This window comes from Streptomyces musisoli, assembly GCF_016741855.1.
GTDB classification, from domain to species: domain Bacteria; phylum Actinomycetota; class Actinomycetes; order Streptomycetales; family Streptomycetaceae; genus Streptomyces; species Streptomyces musisoli.
The window spans coordinates 836326-860906 of sequence record NZ_JAERRH010000001.1 but is presented as its reverse complement, the minus strand read 5'-3'; the positions used below and the strand labels follow the sequence as shown (position 1 = coordinate 860906).

Sequence of the window (24581 nt, the reverse complement as noted above, 5' to 3'; positions counted from 1 at the left end):
GGCCGGGCCCTCTAAGGAGAAGAGGCGCCTGGTGTTCACAAGCGTTCTGATGATCGAGAAGGCCCTGACGTCCGCCGACGTGGAGTTCGTCACCACCTTGCACGGGGACGAGCCCGTCTTCTTCCACGTGCTGCTCCAGCCCCGCGGCGACCAGGCGGACCGGCTGCTGCGGGCCATCGACGACATCGCGCTCGGCGAACTCGACGAGGCGGTCCGCGAGGGGGAGACCCCGGAGGGCACCGAGGCGCGCGGCGTGGCGGAGCAGGCCCTCGACGTGTCGCTCCAGGCGCTGCACGCCGCGGGGAGCGAGGCGGAGGGGCGGCTGGTCGCGGATCACCCGCTGGACGCGCTGAAGGCGCTCGTGGGCGAGGTGGGCGCCGACGAGGTGATCGTGCTGACCGACCCGCACTACGTGGAGGAGTTCTTCCACCGGGACTGGGCCTCCCGCGCCCGGCACAAGGTGGGAGTGCCGGTGCTGAAGCTCTTCTCGCACAGCAAGGCGTAGCGGCGGCGCCGGTCCGGGCAGCCCTGTTGCGAGGGGCCCGGTGCGCGAGCGCATAGGCTAGGTGCGCTCTGGCTCGTACCGTCTCTGGGGAGAAACGCATGGCACCCGGCCTTCCTACCGCCATGGACCGACCGCACTTCATCGGCATCGGCGGCGCCGGGATGTCGGGCATCGCCAAGATCCTCGCCCAGCGCGGGGCCGAGGTGGCCGGCAGCGACGCCAAGGAGTCGGCGACCGCCGAGGCGCTCAGGGCGCTGGGCGCGACCGTGCACATCGGGCACGCCGCCGGGCACCTCGCCGACGACGCGAGCTGTGTCGTGGTGTCGTCGGCGATCCGCGAGGACAACCCGGAGCTGGCCCGCGCCGCCGAACTGGGCATCCCGGTCGTGCACCGGTCCGACGCGCTCGCCTCCCTGATGCAGGGGCTGCGCCCGATCGCCGTGGCCGGTACCCACGGCAAGACCACCACCACCTCCATGCTGGCGGTCTCCCTGACGGAGCTGGGCCTGAAGCCGTCGTACGCCATCGGCGGCGACCTGGACGCGCCCGGCTCCAACGCGCTGCACGGCGAGGGCGACATCTTCGTCGCGGAGGCCGACGAATCGGACCGCAGCTTCCACAAGTACGCGCCCGAGGTCGCCATCGTCCTCAACGTCGAACTGGACCACCACGCCAACTACGCCTCCATGGACGAGATCTACGAGTCCTTCGAGACGTTCGTGGACCGCGTCACCGAGGGCGGCACCCTGGTCGTCTCCGCCGACCACGAGGGCGCCCGTGAACTGACCCGGCGCGTGCGCGCGGGCGCGGTGCGGGTGGTGACCTACGGCGAGGCCGAGGACGCCGACGTGCGCGTCCTGTCGGTCGTACCGCAGGGGCTGCGGAGCCGGGTCACCGTGGTGCTGGACGGACAGGAGATCACCTTCGGGGTGTCCGTGCCCGGCCGGCACTACGCGCTCAACGCGGTCGCCGCGCTCGCCGCCGGCGCCGCCCTGGGCGTCCCGGCCGCCGAGCTGGCCCCCGCGCTGGCCGCCTACACCGGCGTCAAGCGGCGCCTCCAGCTCAAGGGCGAGGCGGCCGGCGTCCAGGTGATCGACTCCTACGCCCACCACCCGACCGAGATGACCGCCGACCTGGAGGCCATGCGCGCCGCCGCCGGTGACGACCGCATCCTCGTCCTCTTCCAGCCCCACCTCTTCTCGCGCACCCAGGAACTGGGCAAGGAGATGGGGCAGGCCCTCACCCTCGCCGACGCCTCGGTGGTCCTCGACATCTACCCGGCCCGTGAGGACCCGATCCCCGGCGTGACCAGCGAGCTGATCATCGAGGCCGCGCGCGCGGCGGGCGCCGACGTGACCGCCGTGCACGACAAGTCCGCGATCCCGGCGGTGATCGCGGGAATGGCCAAGCCCGGTGATCTCGTTCTCACCATGGGCGCGGGCGACGTGACCGACCTGGGCCCGCTGATCCTGGAACGCCTGTCGCAGTAGAGGGGCTGAGAGCTGATGTCGTACGACGTCGACAAGCCGGACGAGCAGTGGCGCGCGGAGCTGACCCCGGCCGAGTACGCCGTGCTGCGCCAGGCCGGCACCGAGCCGGCCTTCACCGGTGAGTACACGGACACCAAGACCGAGGGCGTCTACTCCTGTCGCGCCTGCGGTGCCGAACTGTTCACCTCCGACACCAAGTTCGAGTCGCACTGCGGCTGGCCGTCCTTCTACGACCCGAAGGACACCGACGCGGTGGAGCTGATCGAGGACCGTTCCCACGGAATGGTCCGCACCGAGGTCCGGTGCGCCCGGTGCGGCTCCCACCTCGGACACGTGTTCGCGGGCGAGGGGTATCCGACCCCGACCGACCAGCGGTACTGCATCAACTCGATCTCCCTGCGGCTGGCCTCCGCGCAGGACTGAGCCGCCCGGCCGCCACAGCGCCGCCCGGGCCCCCGCCGGTCAGGGCCTTCCGTCCGGATCATCTCGGCATGATCCGGGCGAAGGGCCCCGGCTCCCGGCGGGCATCCCGGTGCGGCCGTTTGGGCTACCCTCGTCTCCTCGCATACGGTGCCGAGGAGGGCGAGTTGACGGGGAGCACACCCACGCCCCGGCCGCGCGACGGCAAGGCGCGCAAGCGTGACTTACGGGGCCGGGCCTTCCCGGTGCTCGTCGCACGCACGCCGGCCGAGCGGCTGGAGGCGGTCGAGGCGCTGCGCGCCTGGGCCGAGCAGGAAGCCGAGGACGCCATCGAGTGGTACCTCGCCGACAAACGGCTCAAGCGCCTCGGGTCCCGCTACGTCCGCGGCCTGATGATCCTCCTCGCCACCACCGGCACCGTCGTGCCGCTGGCCGGCGCCGCCCTGGACACGCAGATCCAGGGCTGGGGCTACGTCTTCCTGGCCGCCGCCGCGGGCTGCAAGGGCTTCGACCACTTCTTCGGGCTGTCCACCGCCTGGATGCGGGACATCACCGCCGCCCAGGCACTGCGCGGCGAGCTGAACGAGTTCCGCCTGGCCTGGACCGCGGAACTGCTCCGGGAGGCCACCGGAGAGCCGGAACAAGCGGTCATCGAGCGCAGGATGCTCCTCGTCGGCGGCCTCGTCGCCAGGATCCGGGCACGCCTCGAGAGCGAGACCTCGGACTGGACCCACGAGTTCCGCGCCGGGCTCCAGCAACTCCAGGAACAGACCGTGGCGCTGCCCGCGCCGCGGGAAGCCGGCGCGGCGGCACAACGCTGACCCGTCCGGCCCCTCGCCCCGTCCCTCCGGCGGAACCCGCCACCGGAAACCGCCGGCACCCGAGGATGCGCCATGTCACTCCCCAGCCGCTCAGCACCCCGGACGCGGTACGCGTACGGCCCCCCGCCCGGCGCGGACCCCGCCGACGGCCTCCTGGCGCACGTCGACCCGGCCGGCGCGCGGCTGCTGGCGCCGGCCCTGCGCCCCATCACCGACAACCCGTACCTGCTGCCGCGACTCGGCGCCGTCTGGCTCTGGGGCGACGAGATCGTCGCGCGGCTGGCCGACGCCCCGCCCGACCTGCTGCCCCACCACTGGCGGGCCGGCCCCGACGGCGGCCCGTGGTTCCTCGGCAGGCAGGCCGCGCAGTCGTACGTCACCCCCGACGGGACGGCCGGGTCACCCGGCCACCTCCCCCTCGTGACCGTGGGCCGCAACGACGACCTGAGGCTGCTGCTCCACCTCGACGCCGGCACCGGACTGGGCGCCGTGACCGGTCCGGGCGAGCACCGGCAGGCGCTGCTCGCGTCGATCGCCGCCGAACTGGCCACAGCACCGTGGTCGAACGAGATCCGCATCAGCTGCGTCGGGGTGCCGCCCGAGGTGGCCGCCGCGTTCCCGGACCGGGTGAAGACGCTCCCCGGCATCCCCGAGCTGATCGAGTCGGTGACCGAGCGGGCGGCGGCCGGTGTGCGGGGCGACGAGGTGCTCACCGGCTGGGCACCCCGCCGCACCCGTCCCGCGACGGCCGGCCGGGTCCTCCTGGTCGGCATCGAGCCGTCGCCCGCCGAGGCCCGGGACCTCGCCCGGCTCGCCGCCCGCGGCGGCAGGACCGGCCCGCGCGTCCTCGTGGGCACGGCTGCCGACGACCTGCCCGGCGCGGGCTACGAGATCCGCGTCGCCCCGGACGGCAGGGTCACCGCCCCCCTGCTCGGCGCGGACACCGCACCGGAGTCCGCGCCGCCCGCCCGTACCGTCGGCCGCACACCCCCGCAGGCCCAGCCGGACCCACGGGCCCGGCCGGCCCGGCCGCCGTCGTGGTCGGCCCTGCTCCCGGCCCCACGGGCACCGGGGCACCCGGCGCCCGCCACCGCCCGCTGGACGTTCACCGTGGTGACCCCCGCCGGGCCGGAGCTGGACGTCGTCGTCGAAGCCGACCCCGCCACCCCCGTACGGGCCCTCGCCGAACAGCTCGGCCGCCGCGCCCGGCACCCGGCCGTCCCCGACCTCTTCACCGCGGAAGGGGAGTTACTGGCGCCGGACACGTCACTGGCCCGCACCCTGCTGTACGACGGCTGCCGGATCTTCCTCGGCGCACCGCCCCGCGAGACGCGCCCCGACGGAGACACCCCCCTCAGGCTCACCGCGGAGGGCTTCGCACGGTTCCGGAAGCGGTACGTGACCGCCGGCCAGGGCGGCGCGCTGGCGTTCGACCGCCGCGCCGCCGCGGAGACCGTGGAGAGCCGGCCCGCACCGGAGTCACCGGACGGTCCGGGACCGCCCCGGGGCGGGGCCCTGCGCCGGGCCTACGCCACCCTGCGGGACTCGCTGCCACGCGACCGCCGCGACGAGCCCAGGCCGCGCTACCCCGACGCCTTCGAACTCCCCGCCGAGATCTTCGGCTCGCCGACCCGGCTGTGGGAACGCGCCCCCGGCCACGCCGACGGGCTCGTCCTGCGCGTCGGCCGCAGCCCGAGCGGCCCGCGGGTCCTCGCCCTGTGGGCCGGCGGCAGCGTGGACATCGTGGCCGAGCGCGACGTCGCCCGCAGACTGGCCGGCTGGCTCGTGGCCCAGACGGTGCTGCTGCACCCGCCCTCCGACGTCGCGGTACGGGTGCTCACCGACGAGACCGGGAAGGCCTTCTGGAGCTTCGCCCGCTGGCTGCCGCCCGACGGACTGATGGCCCGCGGCGCCCGGCCCGTCCGGATCAGCCGGGACCCCGCGGGACACGCCCGGCACCTCGACGAGGCCGCGCTGATCATCCACGAACGCCTCCGCGAGCAGGGACCCGGCACCTTCTGGGGCCGCACCGCACTGGTCCTGGTCCTCGACGACCCGTCGGCGCTGCGCGCGGCGCCCTGGGCCGAGGAGGTGCTCCGCTCCGGCCCCGAGGTCGACGTGTACGTGATCCGCCTCGCCGAGAAGGCCCAGCCGCTCGACGACTGGGACGGAACCACGCTCCTGACGGACCGCACCGGACTCCGCATCATCGATCCCGCGCACGGCGACCCGGGCGAGGGAGGGCGGTGCATCCCCGACCAGCTGGTGCCGGCCCAGCTCGACGCCCTCGCCCGGCTGCTCGCCCCGCTGCGCGACGACCCGGCCCCGGCCGCCGGCCACCTGGCCGGCCGGCTGCCGGACCTGCTCGACCTCGACCTGCCGACCGCCCGCCAGACCGCCGGGCGGATCGCCGAACGCTGGCAGGGCACCCCCCGCTCACCGGCGGCCGTACTGGGCGGTTCGGCCGGCCGGCCCGTCGTCCTCGACCTGCGCGACGACGGCCCGCACGCCCTCGTGGCCGGGGCGGCCGGCTCCGGCATGGAGGAACTGCTGTGCGGCTGGCTGACCTCGCTGGCCGTGGCCAACCGCCCCGACGAACTGAACCTGCTGTTCGTGCACCACGACGGCGGCGAGGCCCTCGCACCGGCCGCCCGCCTGCCGCACACCGTGGGCGTGCACACCGCCCTCGACCCGTACACGGCGGCCCGCGGACTGACCGCCCTGGCCGCGGAACTCGGGCGCCGCCAGAAGCTGGTGAAGGAGGCCGGGGCCCGCGACTTCGAGCAGTACACGGTGATCCGGGCGTCCGACGCCGCGGATCTGCCCGCGCTGCCCCGGCTCGTGCTCGTCGTCACCGATCTCGCCCAACTCAGCGAGGAGACACCCGAGTTCGTGTCCGGGCTGGTCGAGGCCACCCGGCGCGGCGCGAAACTGGGCGTCCACCTGGTCTGCGCGACCCGCCGCCCGTCCGACGCGGTCACCCCCGACCTGCTCGCCCACGCACCCCTGCGGATCGTCCTGCGGCTCCCCGACCCCGCCGACAGCGAGCTGCTGATCGGCACCCCGGCCGCCGCCCGGCTGGAGTCCGGACGCCACGGGCTCGCCTACGTGCGCCGCGCCTCCGGCACCCTGGAACTCGTACGCCGGGCACGCCTGGACGGGCCCGAGCCGGAGACGTCCGTGCCCCGCGCCGGCGTCCGGCTCCGGGTGACGGACTGGACGGGCGCCCCGCGGCAGCGCGCCGGCCGGACCCCCGTGGCCGCGCACGGCGGCCCGGTCACCGCCCTCGTCGGCGCCGTCGCGCAGGCCGCCGCCGCGCTGGACGACCTGCCCGCACCGCACGTCCCGTGGCCGCCCCCGCTGCCGCTGTCGGTACGGCTGAAGGAGACCGCCACCGGGCCGGACGCGCTGTGGCCCGCCCGGCCCCGGCCAGGAACCCGGACACCGGTCGTCTTCGGGCTGCGCGACGCCCCCGACACCCAGGGGTTCGAACAGGCCGTCTGGGACCTCGGCCAGGACGGCCCGCTGTTCGTCTCCGGGGACACCGGCAGCGGGCGTACCCAGCTGCTGCTCACCCTGGCCGTCGCGGTCGCCGAGCAGTACAGCGTGGAGGACGTCCACCTCTACGCCGTCGACTGCGGGTCCGGAGCCCTCGGCGCCCTCACCGACCTGGTGCACTGCGGAGCCGTGGTGACCCGCGACGAGCCGGAGCGGATGCGGCGGCTCATCGACAAGCTCGTCACCACCGTCCGCAGCCGCCAGGAACTCTTCACCCAGACCGGCAGCAGAAGCCTGCACGGGCACCGGCAGGAACGCCGCGGCGAACGCCCGCCCTACCTCGTACTCCTGCTCGACGGCTGGGAGGAGTTCACGCTCTGGGCCCGCCGCACCGGCAACGAAGCGTGCGTACGCGACCTGCTCGGGCTGCTCCAGGACACCCGGGCCGGCCTCTGCGCCGCCGTCACCGGAGGCCGCGGCGTGCTCCAGTTGCGCAGCGGGGTGGCGGACGCGGCGCTGCTGGTGCTCCGCCAGGCCGACCGCGCGGGCTACGAGGGGGCCGGCCTGGGCGGACGGCCGCTGCCGCCCGTCATCGGCCCCGGCCGCGGCCTGGACCCGGCCACCGGCACGGAGGTGCAGATCGCACTGCACGACCGGATCCAGGAGACCGTCACGGAGACCCGCCGGCGCGACGCGCACGTCTCGCTGGCGCGCAAGCCGTTCGGCATCGGAAGCAGCGCGCTGGCCGCGGACCGGTTCTCGCTGGGGCCCGCGGGCCGGCCGGTGGGCCGGGAGGACGTGTTCGCCTGGCTCGACCGCAACTACCGGGACGGCACGTCCGCCGCACTGCTGGGGCCCCGGCGCGCCGGCAAGTCGTGGATCGTCAAGGAACTCCAGGAGCGCATGCACTCCGACGGCCTGGGCAACGTGCAGCAAGTGGTGACGCTGTCCAACCGGGACCGGGCCGGCTCCCAGGACGAACTCGCCGTACGGCTCATGCCCGTCCTGGCCGGCTCCACCCGGCCCGCCGACACACTGATGGACCGGGCCGCCACGGGCCGCGGCGCCTCCCGGCTGGTGCTCCTCCTCGACGAGGTCGGCCGGCTCACCGGCTACGACCCGGCGGCCGTCTCCTGGCTGCGCGACCTCGGCCAGGCCGGCGCCTGGCTCGTCTACTGCGGCACCTACAAGGACTGGAACGAGACACTGCGGCACGCGCTGCGCGTGCCCGGTTCGAGCTTCGGCAACGACGTCAACCACTTCACCCTCGGCCCGCTGGCCGAATCCGACGCCCGCGAGTTCCTCACCGGCACCGCACAGAACGAGGGCCTGGTGATCCCGCCCGTCACCGCCGACCGCATCCTCAAGAGCGTGGGGCCCTGGCCGTTCTACCTCCAGGTGATCGGCGACGCCCTGGTCCGCACCGCACGCGCCGGCAGCACCCCGGCGCTGGGCGACGCCGGCGCCCTCCGGTCCCTCATCGAGCGGGAACTGCTCGTGAAGAAGGCCGACGTCTTCCGCTCCCGGTGGAGCGAGATCGGCCCCGCCGCCCGTGCGGCCCTGCTCGACGCGGGGGGCGGACCGCCCCGCAACCCCACCCCGGCGCAGAGCATGCAACTGCGCGACGTCGGACTCCTGCTGCCGCAGAACAAGTGGCTGTCCGACCCGCCGTTCTTCGACTGGATCCAGTACGCCCAACAGGAACTGCACGATGAGGAGCAGCACCGATGAGCCCCTACCGGCCGAGCCGGTCGTACGAGCAGGACCTCGACATCAGGTTCCACGACGGGCAGGTACCGGCCTGGGCGCACCCGCTGGTGGACGGGGTCGCACCCAACGACGCGTGCTGGCTCGTGGTCATGCCCCGCCGGTCCGGCAAGAGCTGGCTGGCCAGCGCCGTGAAGCAGGCCCGCCCCGAGGGGCGCACCAAAGTGGTCGACGTGCGCAGCGAGGCCGACGTCCGCAGGACCGGTCTCACCTGCCTGACCAGCGGCAAGGCCCAGCGGCCCCAGCTCGGCGACGTCCAGGTCGTCCTCGTCGACGAACCGGCCGTCGGCCCGTCGAGCGGCCGGACCGAGGCCCCCGCCACCCTGGCGGCGGGCCTCACCCGGCTGCGCGACGAAGACGTCGTACCCGTCGTCTTCGCCACGCCCGCCGAGTACGAACTCCTCGTCCCGCACCTGGGCGTCGACGCCGTCAAGGACCGCCTGACGGCGCCGCCGCTCACCGACGAGGAGGCCGGACGCATGGCCGCCCGCACGCCCGAATGGGCGCCCGGTGTCGTCGCCCGGCTGCGCGCCGAACAGCCCGGCTGGCTGCTCACCCCCTTCCTGCTGGAACTCGTCCTCCAGACCGCCGAGGCGGAACCCGGGCTGCGCGAGGACCCGGCCGCGCTCTCCCGCCGGGCCGCCGAGGCGGCCGCGTTCCCGCACCTCTACGTCAACCAGCTCTTCCACAACGGCCTGTCCGCCGCCCACCGTGCCGCCCTCCGGCGCGAACGCTGGCGCGGCGCCGGGCTGTCCTTCGGCTCCGACGACCGGGACGCGCGGACGATGAAGGTGCTGCCGCCGGTGGCCGAGGACCCCGTGCTCGCCCACCACCTGCCCGAGGTGCTGCGCATCCACCACGTCTCCGACCTGCACGTCGGCGGCCGGCACCGGACCAACGTCGACCAGAAGGACCGCACCCAGCTGGGCTCCGCCCTCGCCCGGCTCACCGGCGACGGCAGCCCGCTGACCGGCTATCTGGAGCACGTCCGGCACCTGGCCGAACAGGGCCGCGCCCCGCACCTGGTGATCGCCTCCGGCGACCTGGTCGACCGCCCGGTGGACGCGTACGGGCAGGAGGCCCTCGACTGGCTCGCGCGGCTGGCGGACCTGCTGGCCGGCCACCCCGACCTGCGCGCCGACGACCCGCGCGTCCTCCTGGTGGGCGGCAACCACGACGTCTCCTGGGACCGCTGCCTGGACGAGCGGCCCGGGGCCCGGCACGAGTGGTTCGCCGACACCTTCCGCGCCTACCCGCACCCCGAGCTGGACAAGGAGGACTACGACAGCCGCCGCCTCTACGTGCGGTACGCGGACGCCGGCCTCAGGGTCGCGCTCCTCGGCTCCGCCGAGTCCGGCGGCGAACCGGTCCGCAACGAGGACCGCGACCGGGTGCGCCTGCTCCTCGCCGAACTCGCCCGGCCGGCGGACGGCACCGACATCAGCGAGCTGATGGGCCGGCTCGAACGGTACGACCCCGGCGTCGTCGCGCACGGCGTGCTGCGGCGGCTCAAGAAGGAGACCGGCTGCGTGAACCTCGCCGTCGTCCACCACCCGCTCTCCCCGGTGCCGTCCGTGGAAGTGGCGCCGTACGCCGGTGTCGTGAACGCCGGCCAGGCCAAGCTGGCCCTCGCCGACGCCGACACGGCACTGGTGCTGCACGGCCACACCCACCTGGGCTTCCTGGCCTCGGAACGGCTCATCGACCGGGACCAGGACCGGCCCTGGACCACCCGGATCGCCGGCGCCCCGGCACTGGCCAGCATCCACTCCAACGAGGAGAACGGCTACAACGAGGTCTACGTCGCCCGGGAGGGCGAGGACCACTCCGTGGCCGTGCGCACCGTCCGCTGGCGCAACGGCCAGTGGAAACCGGACCTCGCCATCGCCTTCCGGCCCGGAGCGGCCGACGAGTGCGCGTTCGACGAGCTGGGCACCGACCGCGGTGCCCGGCACTGACCCGCGGGAGCCCGCCGTGCGCCTCACCCTCACGGTCGTCGACCCCCGCCGGGGGAGCACGGCCGACATGGTCCTCGACGCCGCCCCCGAGTCACCGATGGGCGACGTCGCCCGGACCCTCCAGGCTCAGCTCGGCGGCCGGCGGGACACGGACCCGCCGGCCGTCTACGTCGACGGTCTCCCCGTGGACCCGGACGTGCCCCTCGGCCGGTCCCCGCTGCGGGAAGGCACGGTCGTCAGCCTGCACTCGCCGGCCGGCTGCACGCCGCGCGAGGTCACGGGCATCGTCGAACTGCGGGTGGCCGGCGGCCCCGACGCCGGGGCCGTGCACCGGCTCGGGCTCGGCCGCACGGACATCGGCCGGGGCGCGGCGGCCCACGTCCGCATCCACGACCCCGAACTGCCCGAGCGGGCCCTGACCCTCACCGTCGCCCCGGACGGCAGCCGCACGGTCCGGGCCCACGCCGGGGCACCGGCCGTCCTTGACGGGGTGCCGCTGGCGCGGCGGACCGACGGCACGACCGGCCGCGACGGCACGGTACAGGCCGCGTGGCCCCTGGACTCGCAGCTCGCCATCGGGGGCACGCTGCTGGAACTGGTCGCCTACCAGCCGCCCGACGTCGTCCTGCGCCCCGCCGACGACGGCAGGGGCCTGGCCTTCGAACGCCGCGGCCGGCTGGTGTCGTCCGACAGCCGGCGAGGCAAGGGCCTGCTCCCCAGGAAGCCGCGCCCCCTGTGGTTCCTCAGGGCCCAGCAGCTCCTGTTCTCCGTGGCGGCGGTGAGCGTGATCGCCCTCTCCGTCGTCTTCACGATCCTCTTCGAGCAGTGGTACCTCCTGCTGGTGGCGCTGGCCGGGGTGCTCTACGGATGGCTCGCCCGGGAAGCCGGCAGACAGCTCCGGGCCCGGCGCAGAAGGGCCGCCGAGCAGTTGGAGGCCGACCTGGGCGCCGTCCTGCGCCGCCGGCGCCGCCGGCACCCCTCCCCGGCGGCCGTCCTCTCCCTCGCCACCGGCCCGCGCGCCGGGCTCTGGGAGCGCCGCCCCGGCGACCCCGACCACCTGGCGCTGCGAGTGGGCACCGGCCCCGCCCTGGGGGAGCACGGCCCGTACCGGCGCGAGGACCTGGCCGACGACCTGGACCCGGAACCGGCCCCCGACCCCTACGAGATCACGGACGCGCCGGTCGTCCTGTCCCTCCGGGACCTCGGCGTGCTCGGCCTCGCCGGACCCGGCGACTCGGCCCGGGCGCTCGCGCGCTGGGCGGTGGCCCAGATCGCCGCCCTGCACAGTCCGCTGGACGTGGCGGTGCACGTCCTGACGCTCAAGGGAGCGCACGACTCCTGGGACTGGCTGCGCTGGCTGCCGCACGCCCGCCCGCTCGGCGGCACCGACGCCCTCGTCGCCATCGGCACGGACGCCGAGACCGTCGGGGCCCGCATCGGCGAACTGGTCCGCACCCTCGAGCACCGCAGGAAGGCCGGGCCGAGCGGGGGGGCCGTGGCCGGGCACGCCGCCGACATCGTCGTCGTCTGCGACGGCTTCCGGCAGCTGCGCTCCGTGCCGGACATGGCGTACCTGCTGCGGGAAGGGCCGGCGGTCGGCATCCGCGTGCTGTGCCTGGACGAGGACCCGCGGTTCCTGCCCGAGGAATGCCGGACGATCGTGGTCACCGGGCCGCGCGAGGAGCTCCGGCCGACCGCCGTGCGCCCTCCCGCCGGGGCCGTCGACGGGCCCGCCGGGAGCGGCACTCCGTCGGAGCCGGTGCTGCGCGTCCTGGGCGCCGACAAGGGCCGACCGCGCGACATCCGGCCCGACTTCGTCTCCGCGGCCTGGTGCGCGCGCCTCGCCCGGGCCTTGGCCCCGCTCCGGGACACCGTGGGCGAGGCCGAGTCCTCGACGCTGCCCGTCCAGACCCGCCTGCTCGACGTGCTCGCTCTCGAACCGCCCACCGGCAAGGCCGTCGCCGCACGCTGGTCCAGGGGCCCCTCGACCCTGGCCGTCATCGGCGAGACCTACGACGGCCCCTTCGGCATCGACCTGCGGCGCGACGGGCCGCACGCCCTCATCGCGGGCACGACCGGCTCCGGCAAGTCGGAGCTGCTGCAGACGATCGTCGCCTCCCTCGCCCTCGCCAACTCTCCCGAGCACCTCACGTTCGTGCTGGTCGACTACCGCGGCGGCGCCGCCTTCATGAGCTGCGCCTCCCTTCCGCACACGGTCGGCCTGGTGACCGACCTCGACCCGTACCTCGTCCAGCGGGTGCTCGCCTCCTTCAGCGCCGAACTGCGCCGCCGCGAACACCTGCTCGCCGGTGTGGGCGCGAAGGACATCGAGGGCTACCAGGAACTGGTGCGGCGCGGCCCCGGCGCCGAGGAGCCCCTGCCACGGCTCGTCATCGTGGTCGACGAGATCGCCTCGATCGCCCGCGAACTGCCCGACTTCATCACCGGGTTGATCAACGTCGCACAGCGGGGCCGGTCCCTCGGCGTCCACCTGGTGCTGGCCACGCAGCGGCCCAGCGGCGTCATCTCCGCGGAGATCCGCGCCAACACCAACCTGCGCATGGCCCTGCGGGTCACCGACGGCGGTGAGTCCCACGACATCGTGGACGCGCCCGAGGCCGCGATGATCCCGCGGTCCACGCCCGGCCGCGGATACGCCCGGCTCGGCCACGCCTCGCTCATCCCGTTCCAGTCCGGCCGGGTCGGCGGGCTGCGCCCAGGCGCCGCCGGGCCGGCCGCTGGCCGGCCGCGGGCCACCCGCGTGACCTGGCAGCAGCTGGGCCGTCCGGCGCCGCCGGCCCCCGTCCCGCAGCCGGTGCCGGGCGCGGACGCGGGCACCGACCTGGACGCGCTGGTCGACGCCGTCCGTGACGCGTACGCGACCCTGGGCGTGCCGGCCCCGCGCCGGCCGTGGCTTCCGCCGCTGCCGGACGTCCTGCCGCTGGACGAGATCGCCCCGCGGACGGCGGAGGAGGCCGAGGAGACCGGGGCCCGGCCAGGAGCGCTCCGGCCGGTCGCGTTCGGCCTGGAGGACCTTCCGGCGGAGCAGCGCCGCCACCCGGTCGGCATCGATTTCGCGCACTTCGGGCACCTGCTGATCGGCGGGGCCCCGCGGTCCGGCCGCTCACAGGCCCTGCGGACGATCGCCGGGTCGCTGGCCCGCGTCCACTCCGGCGCCGACGTGCACCTCTACGGCATCGACTGCGGGCCCGGGGGGCTGCGCGGGCTGGCCGCGCTGCCGCACTGCGGGGCGCTGGTCACCGGGCGCGAACCCGAACGCGCCGCACGGCTGCTGGCCCGGCTCACCGGCGAACTGAGGCGACGCCAGAGCCTCCTGGCGGCAGGCGAGTTCACGTCCGTCGCCGACCAGCGCGGCCGGGCGGCGGCGGCCGAGCGGCTGCCGTACCTGGTCGTCCTCCTGGACGGCTGGGAGAGCTGGGGGCCCACCCTCGGCGAGTACGACTTCGGCAGGCTCACGGACGAGCTGCTCACGCTCATGCGGGAGGGCGCGACCGCGGGCATCCACCTCGTCATCGCAGGTGACCGTCAGCTCTTCCTCGGCCGGATCGCCTCACTGACCGAGGACAAGTACGCGCTGCGGTTCACGGACCACGACGACTACCAGGCGCTGCTCGGCATCCGGCCGGGCGAGCTGCCGGAGTCGATGCCCGCGGGCCGGGCGGTCCGCGCGGGAGCGGGCACGGAGGTCCAGTTCGCGCTGCTGGCCGACCGGGCGACGCCCGCGGCACAGGACGAGGCGCTCGCCTGGATCGCGGCACAGGCCGGTCCCGTCCCCCCGCAGCGGCGTCCGTTCCGCGTCGACGCCCTGCCCGACCGCGTCGGCTTCGACGAGGCTTGGCGGCTCGGCGAGCCGGAGCGCTCGCGGGCACGGCTGTGGACGCTGGCCGGGGTCGGCGGGGACGAGCTGACCGGGTACGGCCCCGATCTCGCCGAAGGCGTCCCGGCGTTCGTCATCGCGGGCCCCCGGGGGTCGGGGCGCTCCACCGCGCTGCTGAACGCGGCCCGCTCCTGCATCCGGCAGGGCGTGCGCCTCGTCGTGGCGGCGCCGCGGCCGTCACCGCTGCGGGAGCTGCGGGGGCAGTCCGGGGTGCTCGCGGTCTTCCAGGGCACCGACATCGAGCGCTTCGCGTTCGAACGCACGCTGGGGGCGGCGCTCCCCGACGACCCGGTCGTGGTCCTCGTGGACGACGGGGAGATCCTCGCGCACTGCGAGGCCGGCCCCACCCTCGAACAGCTGATCCGCGACGGCGACGAGCGGGGGCTCGCGCTCGTCCTGGCCGGCGACGAGGAACGGCTGTGCCCCGGGTTCTCCGGCTGGCAGGCCGAGGCGCGGAAGGCCCGGCGCGGCCTGCTCCTGTCCCCGCAGACCAGGGAGTCGGGCGCCCTCGTCGGGGTCCGGCTCGGCCGGCACGCGACCGGCGACCCCATCCGGCCCCGCCGGGGCCTGCTGCACCTCGGCGACGGAAGCCTGCGCTCCGTGGTGATCCCGTCGAAGTGACCGGCCTGAGGGGCGGCCGCGAGGATGGAGACGGAGCCGAGGACCCCGCGCACGGCCACCGGGACGGCCGGTGCGGCGACTTGGCGGGCTCGGTGGCCGGGGCTGGTGCGGTGGCCGGGGTGAGTGGCGGCGGCCGGGATCGCACGCGCGCCTCACCCCCACGCGCGCCTCACCACACGCGCGCCTCACCACACGCGCGCCCCACCCACACACGCCCCGACGACATGCGCGCCCCGACCGCACGCGCGGTCCGGAGACCCCGCGGCCCCTTGCCCGCCAACGTGCAAAAACGTGCGCGGTCTAGACTCTTCCCGCAGCAGGCCAGGATCGGTCGGACCCGAAGGGCACGCGGCGTTTTGATACGGATAGATTCAGTCACGAAGCGGTATCCGGACGGCACGGTCGCGGTCGACCGGCTGTCGCTGGAGATACCCGACCGCTCGATCACCGTCCTCGTCGGGCCCTCCGGCTGCGGCAAGACGACGACCCTGCGGATGATCAACCGGATGGTGGAGCCCACCGAGGGCAGCATCCTCCTCGACGGCCGGGACATCCGGCAGCAGCCGGTCAACACCCTCCGCCGGTCGATGGGTTACGTCATCCAGAACGCCGGTCTCTTCCAGCACCGCACCATCCTCGACAACATCGCCACCGTGCCCCGCCTGCTCGGCTGGACCAAGCAGAAGGCCCGGGCCCGGGCCGCCGAGCTGATGGAGCGGGTCGGGCTCGACTCCGCACTCGCCAAGCGGTACCCGTACCAGCTCTCCGGCGGCCAGCAGCAGCGCGTCGGCGTGGCCCGCGCCCTCGCCGCCGACCCGCCGGTGCTGCTGATGGACGAACCGTTCTCCGCCGTCGACCCCGTGGTCCGCAAGGGACTCCAGGACGAACTCCTGCGCATCCAGGACGAGCTGGGCAAGACCATCGTCTTCGTCACGCACGACATCGACGAGGCGATCAAGCTGGGCACGAAGGTCGCCGTGCTGCGCACCGGCGGCCGGCTCGCCCAGTTCGCCCCGCCCGCCGAACTGCTCAGCGCGCCCGCCGACCTCTTCGTGGAGGACTTCCTCGGCGCCGACCGCGGCATCCGCCGCCTCTCCTTCTTCCCGGCAGCCGGGCTGGAGCTGGAGACCGCGCCGGTGGTCCCGATCGACGCGGACGCCGGAGAGATCGCCTCCCGGGCCGCGGCGCCCTACCTCCTCGTCACCGACCCCGACGGCAGACCGCTCGGCTGGAGCGAACCGGACAAGCTCACCGCCGGCGCCGTCGACCGGGAGCAACTCCTGGACCACGGCAGGCCGTTCGTACCCGCGACCGACTCGCTGCGCACCGCGCTCGACGGCGCCGTGCTCTCGCCGACCGGATGGGCGGTCGCGGTGGACGGCGAGGGCCGCACGGTCGGTGTGATCTCCCAGCAGGTCATCGGCGAGGCGATCCGGGACGCCCACAGCCGGGTGGCGGAGCGGGCCGACGCGAAGGCCGGGCGATGAGCGGCTTCTTCGACCTTCCGAGCGACCTCCAGCACAGCTACCTCGGTCTCGTCGGGCTGCACTTGCGCGAGGCCCTGCTGCCGGTGCTGGCCGGACTGATCGTCTCGCTGCCCGTGGCCCAGCTGTGCGTGCGGTTCCGCTGGATCTACCCGCCCGTCCTCGGTGTCACCACCGTGCTCTACGCCATCCCGTCGCTCGCCTTCTTCGTCGTCCTCATCGACTACTTCGGCCAGAGCGAGACGACCGTCATGGTCCCGCTCGCGCTCTACAGCCTGGTGGTGCTGGTCCCGGCGATCGTGGACGGCGTCCGCTCGGTGCCGCCGGAGACCCTGGCCGCCGCGCAGGCCATGGGCTTCGGGCCCGTACGCCGCTATCTCCAGGTCCAGTTGCCCATCGCCGTGCCCGCCATCATCGCGGGCCTCCGGGTGGCGACCGTGTCGAGCATCTCCCTGGTCAGCGTCGGCATGCTCATCGGCAACCAGGGCGCCCTCGGCAACATGCTGTACGACGCCCAGACCTACGAGCGGTCCGCCCTCGCCGTGAACTCGGTCCTCACCATCGGGGTGCTGGGCGTCCTCGCCGACGGCGTGCTGGTGCTCGTCCGGCTCCTCCTCACCCCCTGGATGCCGAGGAAGGGGGCCGGCCGGTGAACGTCCTGGACTTCGCGCGCGCCTTCTTCAGCGACGGCGCCCACTGGCACGGGTACGACGGCATTCCCACCCGCTTCGCCGAGCACGTCGGGTACTCGCTGGAGGCCCTTGTGATCGCCGCCGCGATCGGGTTGCCCGTCGGGCTGGTCACCGGTCACTACGGCCGCGGCGGCAACACCCTCGCGCTCATCGCCACCGCCGGCCGGGCCCTGCCCAGCTTCGGTCTGCTGGTGCTGATGGTCATCTGGCTCGGCCTCGGCATGCTGCCGGTGATGATCCCGCTGGTGGTGCTCGCCGTACCGCCGATCCTGGTCACCACCTACGAGGCGGTGCGCTCCGTCGACCCCTCCCCGGTGGACGCCGCCCGCGGCATGGGGATGCCCGAGGCGCGCGTGCTGTTCCAGGTGGAGCTTCCGGTCGCGCTGCCGCTGATCTACAGCGGCCTGCGCACGGCGGCCATCCAGATCGTCTCCACAGCCACGATCGCCGCCTACGTCAGCCTCGGCGGCATCGGCCGGTACATCATCGACGGCCTCTACCAGAAGGACTACGAGAAGGTCGTCGGCGGCGCCACCCTGGTCGCCGCCCTGGCTCTCGTGACCCTGGCCGTGTTCTGGGCGGTGTCCCGGCTCACGGTGTCACCGGGGGTGCGGCGCAGCGGCTGACGGCCACCGCCCGGTGCGCGCGCCCCGCGGCCGTCGACATCAAGGTGCCCTCGGCATGCGGTGGTTGACGTGTCATCCGGGTCGGCGCGCATCGAGCGTCCGTGACGAAGGGGCCGCTCGCGGCACACAAGTGACCACGGATCGAGGCCAATTGGTGATCCGTGGCACTTGACTGACCGAGAACCGGCTGGATTGGATCGACGAGTGACTTACACGACCCATATCAGCAGGTCCATCCGGAGGAGCCGAGGCGCGGCGGTGGTCGCCCTCGCGGCGGCGACGGCTCTGCTGGCGGGCTGTTCCTCCGACGGCGATACGAACGAGAACCCCCTCACCGGGGGCAAGGCGAGCGGCGACAGCGTGGTCGTCGGGTCCAACAACTTCCCCGAGAGCAACCTGCTCGCCGACATCTACGGCGAGGCCCTCAAGGCGAAGGGGATCAAGGTCACGTACAAGCAGAACATCGGCAGCCGCGAGACCACCTACGGGCTGATCAAGAACGGCTCCATCTCGGTGATGCCCGAGTACAACGGCGCGCTGCTGGCCCACCTCGACCAGAAGGCCGCCCCGAAGACCCTCGACGAGACCACGAAGGCCGTCAACGCCAAGCTGGACTCCCAGCTGACGCTGTTGAACCCGGCGTCGGCACAGGCCAAGGACTCGGTCACGGTCAACGCGGAGACCGCGGAGAAGTACCACCTCACCGGGAAGTCCTCCATCGCCGACCTCAAGGACGTCGCCAAGGACCTGGTCATCGGCGCCTCGCCGGAGTTCCAGACCCGGCAGCAGGGCCTGGTGGGCCTGAAGTCCGTCTACGGCCTGGAGTTCAAGTCCTTCAAGGCGCTGGACGTGGGCGGCCCGCTCACGCGGGCGGCACTGGAGAAGGACGACGTCCAGGTCGCGGACATCTTCACCACGGATCCGAAGATCACCGAGGAGAAGTTCGTGGTCCTCCAGGATCCGAAGAACCTCTTCGGGTTCCAGAACGTCCAGCCGCTCGTCCACAAGGGCACGCTGTCGAAGGAGGGCGTCGCCGCGCTCAACGCGGTCTCCGCCAAGCTCGACACCGAGACGCTGCTGGAGCTGGACACCCAGCTCCAGGCGGAGAAGAAGGACCCGATGGACGTCGCCAAGGCCTGGCTGAAGTCCGCCGGTCTCGGCTGACGGACCACCGCCCGCACCGACCACGGGCATACCGGCGCGGGTGCCCCCGGACCTCCGGGGACACCCGCGTCCCGCTTCGGCCCCGCCGCTTCCCGAGAAGCTCAGAGGTCGAACTCGTGCGGCGGCAGGTCCAGCGCGTAGCACGCCTCACGGACCACGGCCTGCTCGTCCTTGTCGAAGTCGCCGTCCGCGCCGCCGATGACGATGCCGATCTGGATGACGGCGCGCCCCTCGGCCGGCTTCTTCTTCGCCTTGGCGATCTCCTGGAGCACGCTCACCTTGCCGAAGGCGAAGTCGGCCGTCAGCTTGTCCAGGTTCTCCTCGAACCGGCGGCGCAGGTCGTCCGCGGGGAAGTTCTGCAACACCTCGTTCGTGGCGATGAGCTGGGCCACCCGCTGCCGCTCCGACGGATCCACGGTTCCGTCGGCGGCGGCCACCAGCGCGCACATCGCCATGCTCGCATCGCGGAAGGCGCCGCTCTTCAAGTCGTTCTTCTTCGCCACCAACTGGGTCTGCATCTGCGACGCCGACTCCTTGATGCGGTCCCACAGGGCCATGTCCACTCCTCGTATCGGCCGTCCGGCGCGCTCTCGGCAGCCGGACGGCATCTTCTACAGCACCGTAGAAACTAGCGGAGCGGGCGGAAAGTTCCTGAGATCTACACTGATTCCGCGGAACCCGGCGGACACAGCCGGAACACAGCGACGGGCGGCGGGAGGAAGGCGACAGTGGCGACAACACCCGGCACCGGACACCAGGACCCCTCCGCCGAGGTGCTCGCCGCGGCGGCCGCCGCGTTCGGGCTGCTCGGCGCGCCGGCCCGGCTGCACCTCGTGTGGGCGCTGGCCCAGGGGGAGAGTGACGTGACCGGGCTCGCCGAGCGGGTCGGCGGTGCGCTGCCCGCCGTCAGCCAGCACCTGACCAAGCTCAAACTCGCCGGGCTCGTCCGCTCCCGCCGCGAGGGCCGCCGCCAGGTGTACTTCGTCGACGCCGTCGAACAGGCCGCCGTGGTCGAGGTCGTACGCCTCCTCGTCGGCCGGCTGGCCGCGCTCGAGGAACCGGAAGCCGCACCGGCCCGCTGAGCCGGCGGGGTTGTCCGATCGGCTCGGCTCGCCGCGCCTCGGTCCGGGCGGGAAGCCGGGTGTGCCCCCGTCGACCGCCGTCGGGACCCGGCGCCGTCAGGCCGCTCCCTCCGCCCGGTCCGGCGTCAGGGCGCGTGCCGCGGCTCGCGCCCGCTTGCGGCGTGCGCGACGGCTGACGCGGGGCTCCTGGTCCGGGAGCCAGCCGAAGGCGAGGCAACTGCCGATGACGCCGAGGAGCAGGCCGAGGAAGAAGCCGCCCAGGTTGGAGGTGAGCCAGGTGCCCAGGGAAAGCAGGACACCGGTGATGGAGTAGAAGAGCCGCTGGGACGGGTTGAAGAGGATCAGCAGACCCAGCAGCACCATGAGACCGGGCAGCAGATAGCCGGCCAGGCCCTGCATGCCGATGTGCAGCACGACCTTCAGTGAGGCCTTCTCGGTGAGCAGGATCTCGCCGCCGGCGAGGGTGAGCAGCAGCCCGCCCCAGAACGGCCGGCGGGCCCGCCATCCGCGGAAGGCGAGCCTCGGTCCCCGGTGTGGACGGTCCGGCACGGTGCTCAGCAACCCGAGTCGCTGAAGCGGAGCTTGAGGCCGGGCAGCTTGAACACACCGGCCGTCGTGGCGTAGTTGGTCTGCCGCAGGTTGGCGATGCGCACGGTGTCCGCCTGCTGGCTGAAGACCCCGATCGGACCCTTCACGCCCGCCTTGGTCAGGGTGCTGGCGTCGTTGCCGATCTCGATGTTGTTGAACTCCGCGTTACCCGACAGCACGGTGGAGTCGGTGGTCAGATCGGTCGCGGAGACCTTCTCCGCGCCGCTGCCCGCGGTGATCAGCAGGTTGATGCCGCCGAGGTCGACGCTCTGGCACAGCTTGGTGAGGGTGGCGTTCTTGATGGCGGAGGTGACGACGAGCACCTGCCCGCCGGTGTCCCCGGCGTTCGGGCTGCCCTCCGCCATGTTGTCGAGCGCGCCGAACTGCTCGAATCCGGTGCCGTTCAGCTCCGTCGCGGTGACCGTGAAAGGCATGCCGGAGATGGCGAACTGCACACCCAGTGCTCCTTGCGCGGTGAGGACCGCGAGACCGGCGGCGATCAGGGTGGCGGGTACCGCCATCACCGCGGCCCGGCGGGCCCGGACCCGCCCTCGTCTCTCGCCGCCGGCGGTGCTCCCGGCGGCGTTCGCGGCTTCGGGCGGGGTGTCGCTTCCCGGGTTCTCGGGGGTGTTGCCGGCGGACGGGACGTCCGGGGACGAGGCCATGTCTGCTCCCATGGGCATGGATCAATGCGGTCGGGGTTCAGTGGCGCGGTGTCCTGGCGCGGACAGCGGACGCCGCGCACGCCTCCTCGCGCCTCCCGGCGGATGCAAGGGCTTTCTCGTTACGCGGCAGTAGCCTTCGAGGAAGTTACCGCCGGTTACTTTGAAGGGTCAAGGGAGATGTGGAAAAACGGTGTGGGGTGTGCGCGGGCGGCGATCGCACGCCACAACTTGCCTGCTCCGCCTTGACGTTGATGCTTCATCAGGTCTACAACTTCCCCTGTTTCCACGGATCCGTGGCGCCGGATCCGGCAGGCGGCACCAGCCGCGTTCGCGGCGCAGCACCGGCCATGTTCCCGGCCCTGCCACGGCAACCGCTCCACCTCTCAGCGCGGCTCCGGCACGATCGCTTCCTCTTTCTCTCCGCCATGCCCGGGCCGCCCCCTTGTCCCGGCCCGGCCGGAGGTCTTCCCCCGAGATCTCCGGCCGGTGCCCGGTGTGCCGCCGTCGCGGGTCCGCGGCGTACGGAGAAGGCGTTACGGCCCCGCGCCGGCGGCATCGCGCGCACCACCGGCCACCCCCCACCTCACCTCATCTGTCCCCCCACTTCGGAAGAGAGGCATCCGCATGCGTACGCGCTCCCTCCTCGCCCTCGGCGGCGCAGCCACCGCGCTCGCCCTGGCCTGGGCCACCCCGGCCTCCGCGGCCGGCACGGTCCTCACCACCGGCAGCACCGGCGGCACCGCGGTCGCCGTCGGTGACACCCTCACCGCGCCCCTGGCCCCGGGCACCTCCGCGAACTTCTACTCCAGCGCCACCGGCACCAGCGGCGTCAAGTGCACGGGCTCCCAGTTCACCGCCACGGTCACCGGCAACCCCGCGGCGCCCGGCACGGCCACCGAGTCCGTCACGGCGCACACCTTCGACAGCAGCACCTGCACGAGCAACGTCACCGGCGTCCTCGGGGTCAACGGCATCACCATCAACAACCTGCCCTACTCGGCGACGATCACCTCGAGCGGCACCCTCACCGTCTCGCCCCCGAGCGGCTCCGCCATCCAGGCCACGGTCCAGCTGCGCACCCTGCTGGGCACCGTGACCTGTGTGTACCAGGCGCCCGGTCTGACCGGCGCGGCCGACAACGCCGACAGCAGCATCACCTTCACCAACCAGCACTTCACCAAGACGTCCGGCTCGTCGCTGTGCTTCGCCAACGGCTACTTCACGGCCAAGTACGCACCCGTCACCGACGCGGGCGCCCGCGTCTACGTCAACTGACGTACCGGACCGTCCGGTTCAGCGGCGCCGCAGCCGCAGAACAAAGGCGGCGCCCCCGGTGAGCAACAGCACCGCGGTGGCGCCGCCCGCCAGCAGCGGCGCCGACGGGCCCGAGCCGCCGTGCGTGGTCTCGGCCACGGGGGTTCCGGAGCCGGCGGCACGCTCGGGCCGCCCGTCCGCCCGCCCCGGCACGGGAGTCGGGCTCTTCGCCGGCGAGCCGGCCGACCGCGCGGGCCGCGGTCGGGGTGCCGCCGGTGCCGCCGTCGTGGGCCGCGTGGAGCGCGCCGCGCCGGCGGCTTTCCCGTGCTCCGGGAAGACCACGTCGGAACACGAGTAGTACGTGTCCGGCGTACTGCTGTTCTGCCACACCGTGTACAGCATCTGACGCCCCGTCCGGTCCTTCGGCAGTGTGGCGCCCAGGTGGTACGCACCGTCGCGCAGCGGCGGGTCCGTGATCTCGGCGAAGGGCCGCTCCGGCAGGTCGGACCAGGTCAGCGGCCTCGACGGGTCGTACCCCTGCCGGGTCAGGTACAGCCGGAACGTACCCGTGTGCGCGATGGTCGACGCATAGGTCAGCGTCAGCCGGCCGCCCGGTGCCAGTCGCGTCGCCGGCCAGTCCCGCCGGGCCAGGTCCAGGCCCCGGTACGCCGGCAGGTTCCCGCTGCACAGCCTGCCGTCCGGAATCACCTGCCGGTCACGGCCCCCCACCCCCGCCACGCGCAGGTTGTCCCAGGCGGTGAACGGAGCGCCGTTCGCCGCGATCGCCGCCCGGCAGGCCGCGGTCCGCGCGGCGCCGCCCTCGGGCGAGCAGGCGTAGACCCGGCTGACCGGGTCCGTGGGCGCTCCGTGCGCCTGGGCGGACCCCGCCGCCCACGGCAGCAGCAGGAGCGGTGCCGCCGCAGCGGCCAGCCGGGCGCTCAGGCGGGCGGTCATCCGGGTCATCCGGGACATCTCCTCGGCAGGCGCGGGAAGGGATCTGCGGTCCAGTACGGAGCCGGGGCGCCCGCCGTTCAGCCGAGCCCGGCGCACCCGGCCCCGGGGGGCGCGAAAGCACCGACCGGTTCGGCTGTTTTGCGCCCGCTCCACGCCCCGTTGAGTAGCCGCCGGTAGCCTCGTATCGTGGCGATCATGGGTGTGGCGCCGACGATCGCCGCGGCTGCCGGGAACCGGCCTGCGGCTAGAGGGAAACGGATGTGAACTCGTTCGTTGCGCGAACCACCGGAATTCCGCCGACGCCCCGCGTGCTGTTGACACGTGTCGTATCAGCGCGGGTGACGCCCTGGACTCCCGTTGCCGTTGGGTGAGTTATCGTATGCGGGGGGTTAAAAACAAACCGCATGTCCCGTTCTTTTGAGGTGGGAGGAGGGGTCCCAGGATGGCCAGGCAGTTACGCGCTGAACAGACCCGCGCCACGATCATCACGGCCGCCGCCGACCTGTTCGACCAGCACGGCTATGAGTCCACCAGCCTGAGCGACATCGTCGCACACGCGAAGGTCACCAAGGGCGCCCTGTACTTCCACTTCGCCGCCAAGGAGGATCTGGCCCAGGCCATCCTGGAACTCCAGGCCAAGGCCGCGCAACGGGTCGTGGCCGACGTCGAGAACCGCGGCTGCTCCTCCCTCGAGGCCCTGATGCGCATCACGTTCGGGATCGCCCGCCTCGCCGTGGAGGATCCCGTGCCGCGTGCCGGGCTCCGCCTCGCCACCGCCGACATCGCCGTACGGCCCCCGCTGCGGCACCCGTTCACCGAGTGGCTCGACTTCGCCACCCGCAAATTCACCGGCGCCGTCAGGGAATCCGACCTGCACGGCGACGTGGACGTCGGTGTCGTCGCCCACTCCCTCGTGTGCTTCTTCATCGGCACCCGGGTCGCCGGCCGCTCGCTCGAACCCGTCGGACGGCTGCCGCGCAGAATCGCCGAGATGTGGCACCTCGTGATCCGCGGCCTCGTCCCCGTCCACCGGCGCCCCCGCTACGTCACCCTCGCCACGCAGCTGGAGCGGGAGATCCGGACCGCCTGACGCC

The 24581-nt window shown here is 73.7% G+C and carries 18 protein-coding genes; 14 read left to right on the top strand and 4 right to left on the bottom strand.

Annotated elements, in window-relative coordinates:
* Positions 1–31: 31 nt before the first annotated feature.
* The 11 genes from JK361_RS03520 to JK361_RS03470 all read left to right on the top strand — a co-directional run bounded on the left by JK361_RS03520 (position 32) and on the right by JK361_RS03470 (position 18944).
* Complete coding sequence (locus JK361_RS03520) at positions 32–505, top strand: indole-3-glycerol phosphate synthase (protein WP_201814108.1); 474 nt, start codon at positions 32–34, stop codon at positions 503–505.
* A gap of 98 nt (positions 506–603) precedes the next feature.
* Positions 604–1995, top strand: a complete 1392-nt coding sequence (gene murC, locus JK361_RS03515) for a UDP-N-acetylmuramate--L-alanine ligase (RefSeq protein ID WP_201814107.1) — start codon at positions 604–606, stop codon at positions 1993–1995.
* A 15-nt stretch (positions 1996–2010) separates the two neighbouring features.
* Positions 2011–2418 (top strand): peptide-methionine (R)-S-oxide reductase MsrB, encoded by a 408-nt coding sequence (gene msrB / locus JK361_RS03510; RefSeq protein WP_201814106.1) that lies wholly within the window; start codon positions 2011–2013, stop codon positions 2416–2418.
* Between the two features lie 164 nt (positions 2419–2582).
* Positions 2583–3236, top strand: coding sequence for an SLATT domain-containing protein (locus tag JK361_RS03505; protein WP_236052338.1), 654 nt, complete (start codon positions 2583–2585; stop codon positions 3234–3236).
* 72 nt (positions 3237–3308) lie between these two features.
* A complete protein-coding gene (locus JK361_RS03500) occupies positions 3309–8465 on the top strand; it encodes an FtsK/SpoIIIE domain-containing protein (RefSeq protein WP_201814104.1) in 5157 nt (1718 codons plus the stop codon).
* Positions 8462–10459, top strand: coding sequence for a metallophosphoesterase family protein (locus JK361_RS03495; protein ID WP_201814103.1), 1998 nt, complete (start codon positions 8462–8464; stop codon positions 10457–10459). Before JK361_RS03500 ends, JK361_RS03495 begins: the two co-directional genes overlap by 4 nt.
* Positions 10460–10475: 16 nt before the next feature.
* Complete coding sequence (locus tag JK361_RS03490) at positions 10476–14978, top strand: FtsK/SpoIIIE domain-containing protein (protein ID WP_201814102.1); 4503 nt, start codon at positions 10476–10478, stop codon at positions 14976–14978.
* Positions 14979–15334: 356 nt separating this feature from the next.
* Complete coding sequence (locus tag JK361_RS03485; protein WP_201814101.1) at positions 15335–16465, top strand: ABC transporter ATP-binding protein; 1131 nt, start codon at positions 15335–15337, stop codon at positions 16463–16465.
* Entirely contained in the window at positions 16462–17115 is a 654-nt protein-coding gene (locus JK361_RS03480) for an ABC transporter permease (RefSeq protein ID WP_201814100.1), read from the top strand. The genes JK361_RS03485 and JK361_RS03480 overlap by 4 nt, the downstream gene beginning before the upstream one ends.
* Positions 17112–17780 (top strand): ABC transporter permease, encoded by a 669-nt coding sequence (locus JK361_RS03475; protein WP_201814099.1) that lies wholly within the window; start codon positions 17112–17114, stop codon positions 17778–17780. Before JK361_RS03480 ends, JK361_RS03475 begins: the two co-directional genes overlap by 4 nt.
* A gap of 204 nt (positions 17781–17984) precedes the next feature.
* Positions 17985–18944, top strand: coding sequence for an ABC transporter substrate-binding protein (locus JK361_RS03470; RefSeq protein ID WP_201814098.1), 960 nt, complete (start codon positions 17985–17987; stop codon positions 18942–18944).
* 101 nt (positions 18945–19045) lie between these two features.
* On the opposite strand, the gene JK361_RS03465 is transcribed toward JK361_RS03470, so the two are convergent.
* Positions 19046–19501: a tellurite resistance TerB family protein gene (locus JK361_RS03465; RefSeq protein ID WP_201814097.1), complete on the bottom strand. Its 456-nt coding sequence runs from the start codon at positions 19499–19501 to the stop codon at positions 19046–19048.
* Between the two features lie 171 nt (positions 19502–19672).
* Between JK361_RS03465 and JK361_RS03460 the strand changes: the two genes are divergently transcribed.
* Positions 19673–20026, top strand: a complete 354-nt coding sequence (locus JK361_RS03460; RefSeq protein ID WP_201814096.1) for an ArsR/SmtB family transcription factor — start codon at positions 19673–19675, stop codon at positions 20024–20026.
* A 96-nt stretch (positions 20027–20122) separates the two neighbouring features.
* Here the strand turns inward: JK361_RS03460 and JK361_RS03455 are convergent, their stop codons facing one another.
* Positions 20123–20575 (bottom strand): DUF6114 domain-containing protein, encoded by a 453-nt coding sequence (locus tag JK361_RS03455; protein WP_307787142.1) that lies wholly within the window; start codon positions 20573–20575, stop codon positions 20123–20125.
* Positions 20576–20580: 5 nt separating this feature from the next.
* Complete coding sequence (locus JK361_RS03450) at positions 20581–21279, bottom strand: DUF6230 family protein (RefSeq protein WP_201814253.1); 699 nt, start codon at positions 21277–21279, stop codon at positions 20581–20583.
* A 624-nt stretch (positions 21280–21903) separates the two neighbouring features.
* Here JK361_RS03450 and JK361_RS03445 point away from each other — a divergent pair.
* A complete protein-coding gene (locus JK361_RS03445) occupies positions 21904–22554 on the top strand; it encodes a Tat pathway signal sequence domain protein (protein ID WP_201814094.1) in 651 nt (216 codons plus the stop codon).
* Between the two features lie 18 nt (positions 22555–22572).
* On the opposite strand, the gene JK361_RS03440 is transcribed toward JK361_RS03445, so the two are convergent.
* Complete coding sequence (locus JK361_RS03440; protein ID WP_201814093.1) at positions 22573–23496, bottom strand: lytic polysaccharide monooxygenase auxiliary activity family 9 protein; 924 nt, start codon at positions 23494–23496, stop codon at positions 22573–22575.
* 433 nt (positions 23497–23929) lie between these two features.
* On the opposite strand from JK361_RS03440, the gene JK361_RS03435 reads away from it, so the two are divergent.
* The gene (locus JK361_RS03435) at positions 23930–24577 is read left to right on the top strand and encodes a ScbR family autoregulator-binding transcription factor (protein WP_201814092.1); all 648 of its coding nucleotides are present in this window, start codon (positions 23930–23932) and stop codon (positions 24575–24577) included.
* Positions 24578–24581 lie beyond the last annotated feature (4 nt).

Excerpts from the sequence above, each read along its gene's own strand:
- msrB (WP_201814106.1), top strand. The coding sequence starts at position 2,011 with ATGTCGTACGACGTCGACAAGCCGGACGAGCAGTGGCGCGCGGAGCTG.
- JK361_RS03440 (WP_201814093.1), bottom strand. The coding sequence starts at position 23,496 with ATGACCCGGATGACCGCCCGCCTGAGCGCCCGGCTGGCCGCTGCGGCG.
- JK361_RS03480 (WP_201814100.1), top strand. The coding sequence starts at position 16,462 with ATGAGCGGCTTCTTCGACCTTCCGAGCGACCTCCAGCACAGCTACCTC.
- JK361_RS03445 (WP_201814094.1), top strand. The coding sequence starts at position 21,904 with ATGCGTACGCGCTCCCTCCTCGCCCTCGGCGGCGCAGCCACCGCGCTC.
- JK361_RS03435 (WP_201814092.1), top strand. The coding sequence starts at position 23,930 with ATGGCCAGGCAGTTACGCGCTGAACAGACCCGCGCCACGATCATCACG.
- JK361_RS03465 (WP_201814097.1), bottom strand. The coding sequence starts at position 19,501 with ATGGCCCTGTGGGACCGCATCAAGGAGTCGGCGTCGCAGATGCAGACC.
- JK361_RS03450 (WP_201814253.1), bottom strand. The coding sequence starts at position 21,279 with ATGGCCTCGTCCCCGGACGTCCCGTCCGCCGGCAACACCCCCGAGAAC.
- JK361_RS03495 (WP_201814103.1), top strand. The coding sequence starts at position 8,462 with ATGAGCCCCTACCGGCCGAGCCGGTCGTACGAGCAGGACCTCGACATC.
- murC (WP_201814107.1), top strand. The coding sequence starts at position 604 with ATGGCACCCGGCCTTCCTACCGCCATGGACCGACCGCACTTCATCGGC.
- JK361_RS03500 (WP_201814104.1), top strand. The coding sequence starts at position 3,309 with ATGTCACTCCCCAGCCGCTCAGCACCCCGGACGCGGTACGCGTACGGC.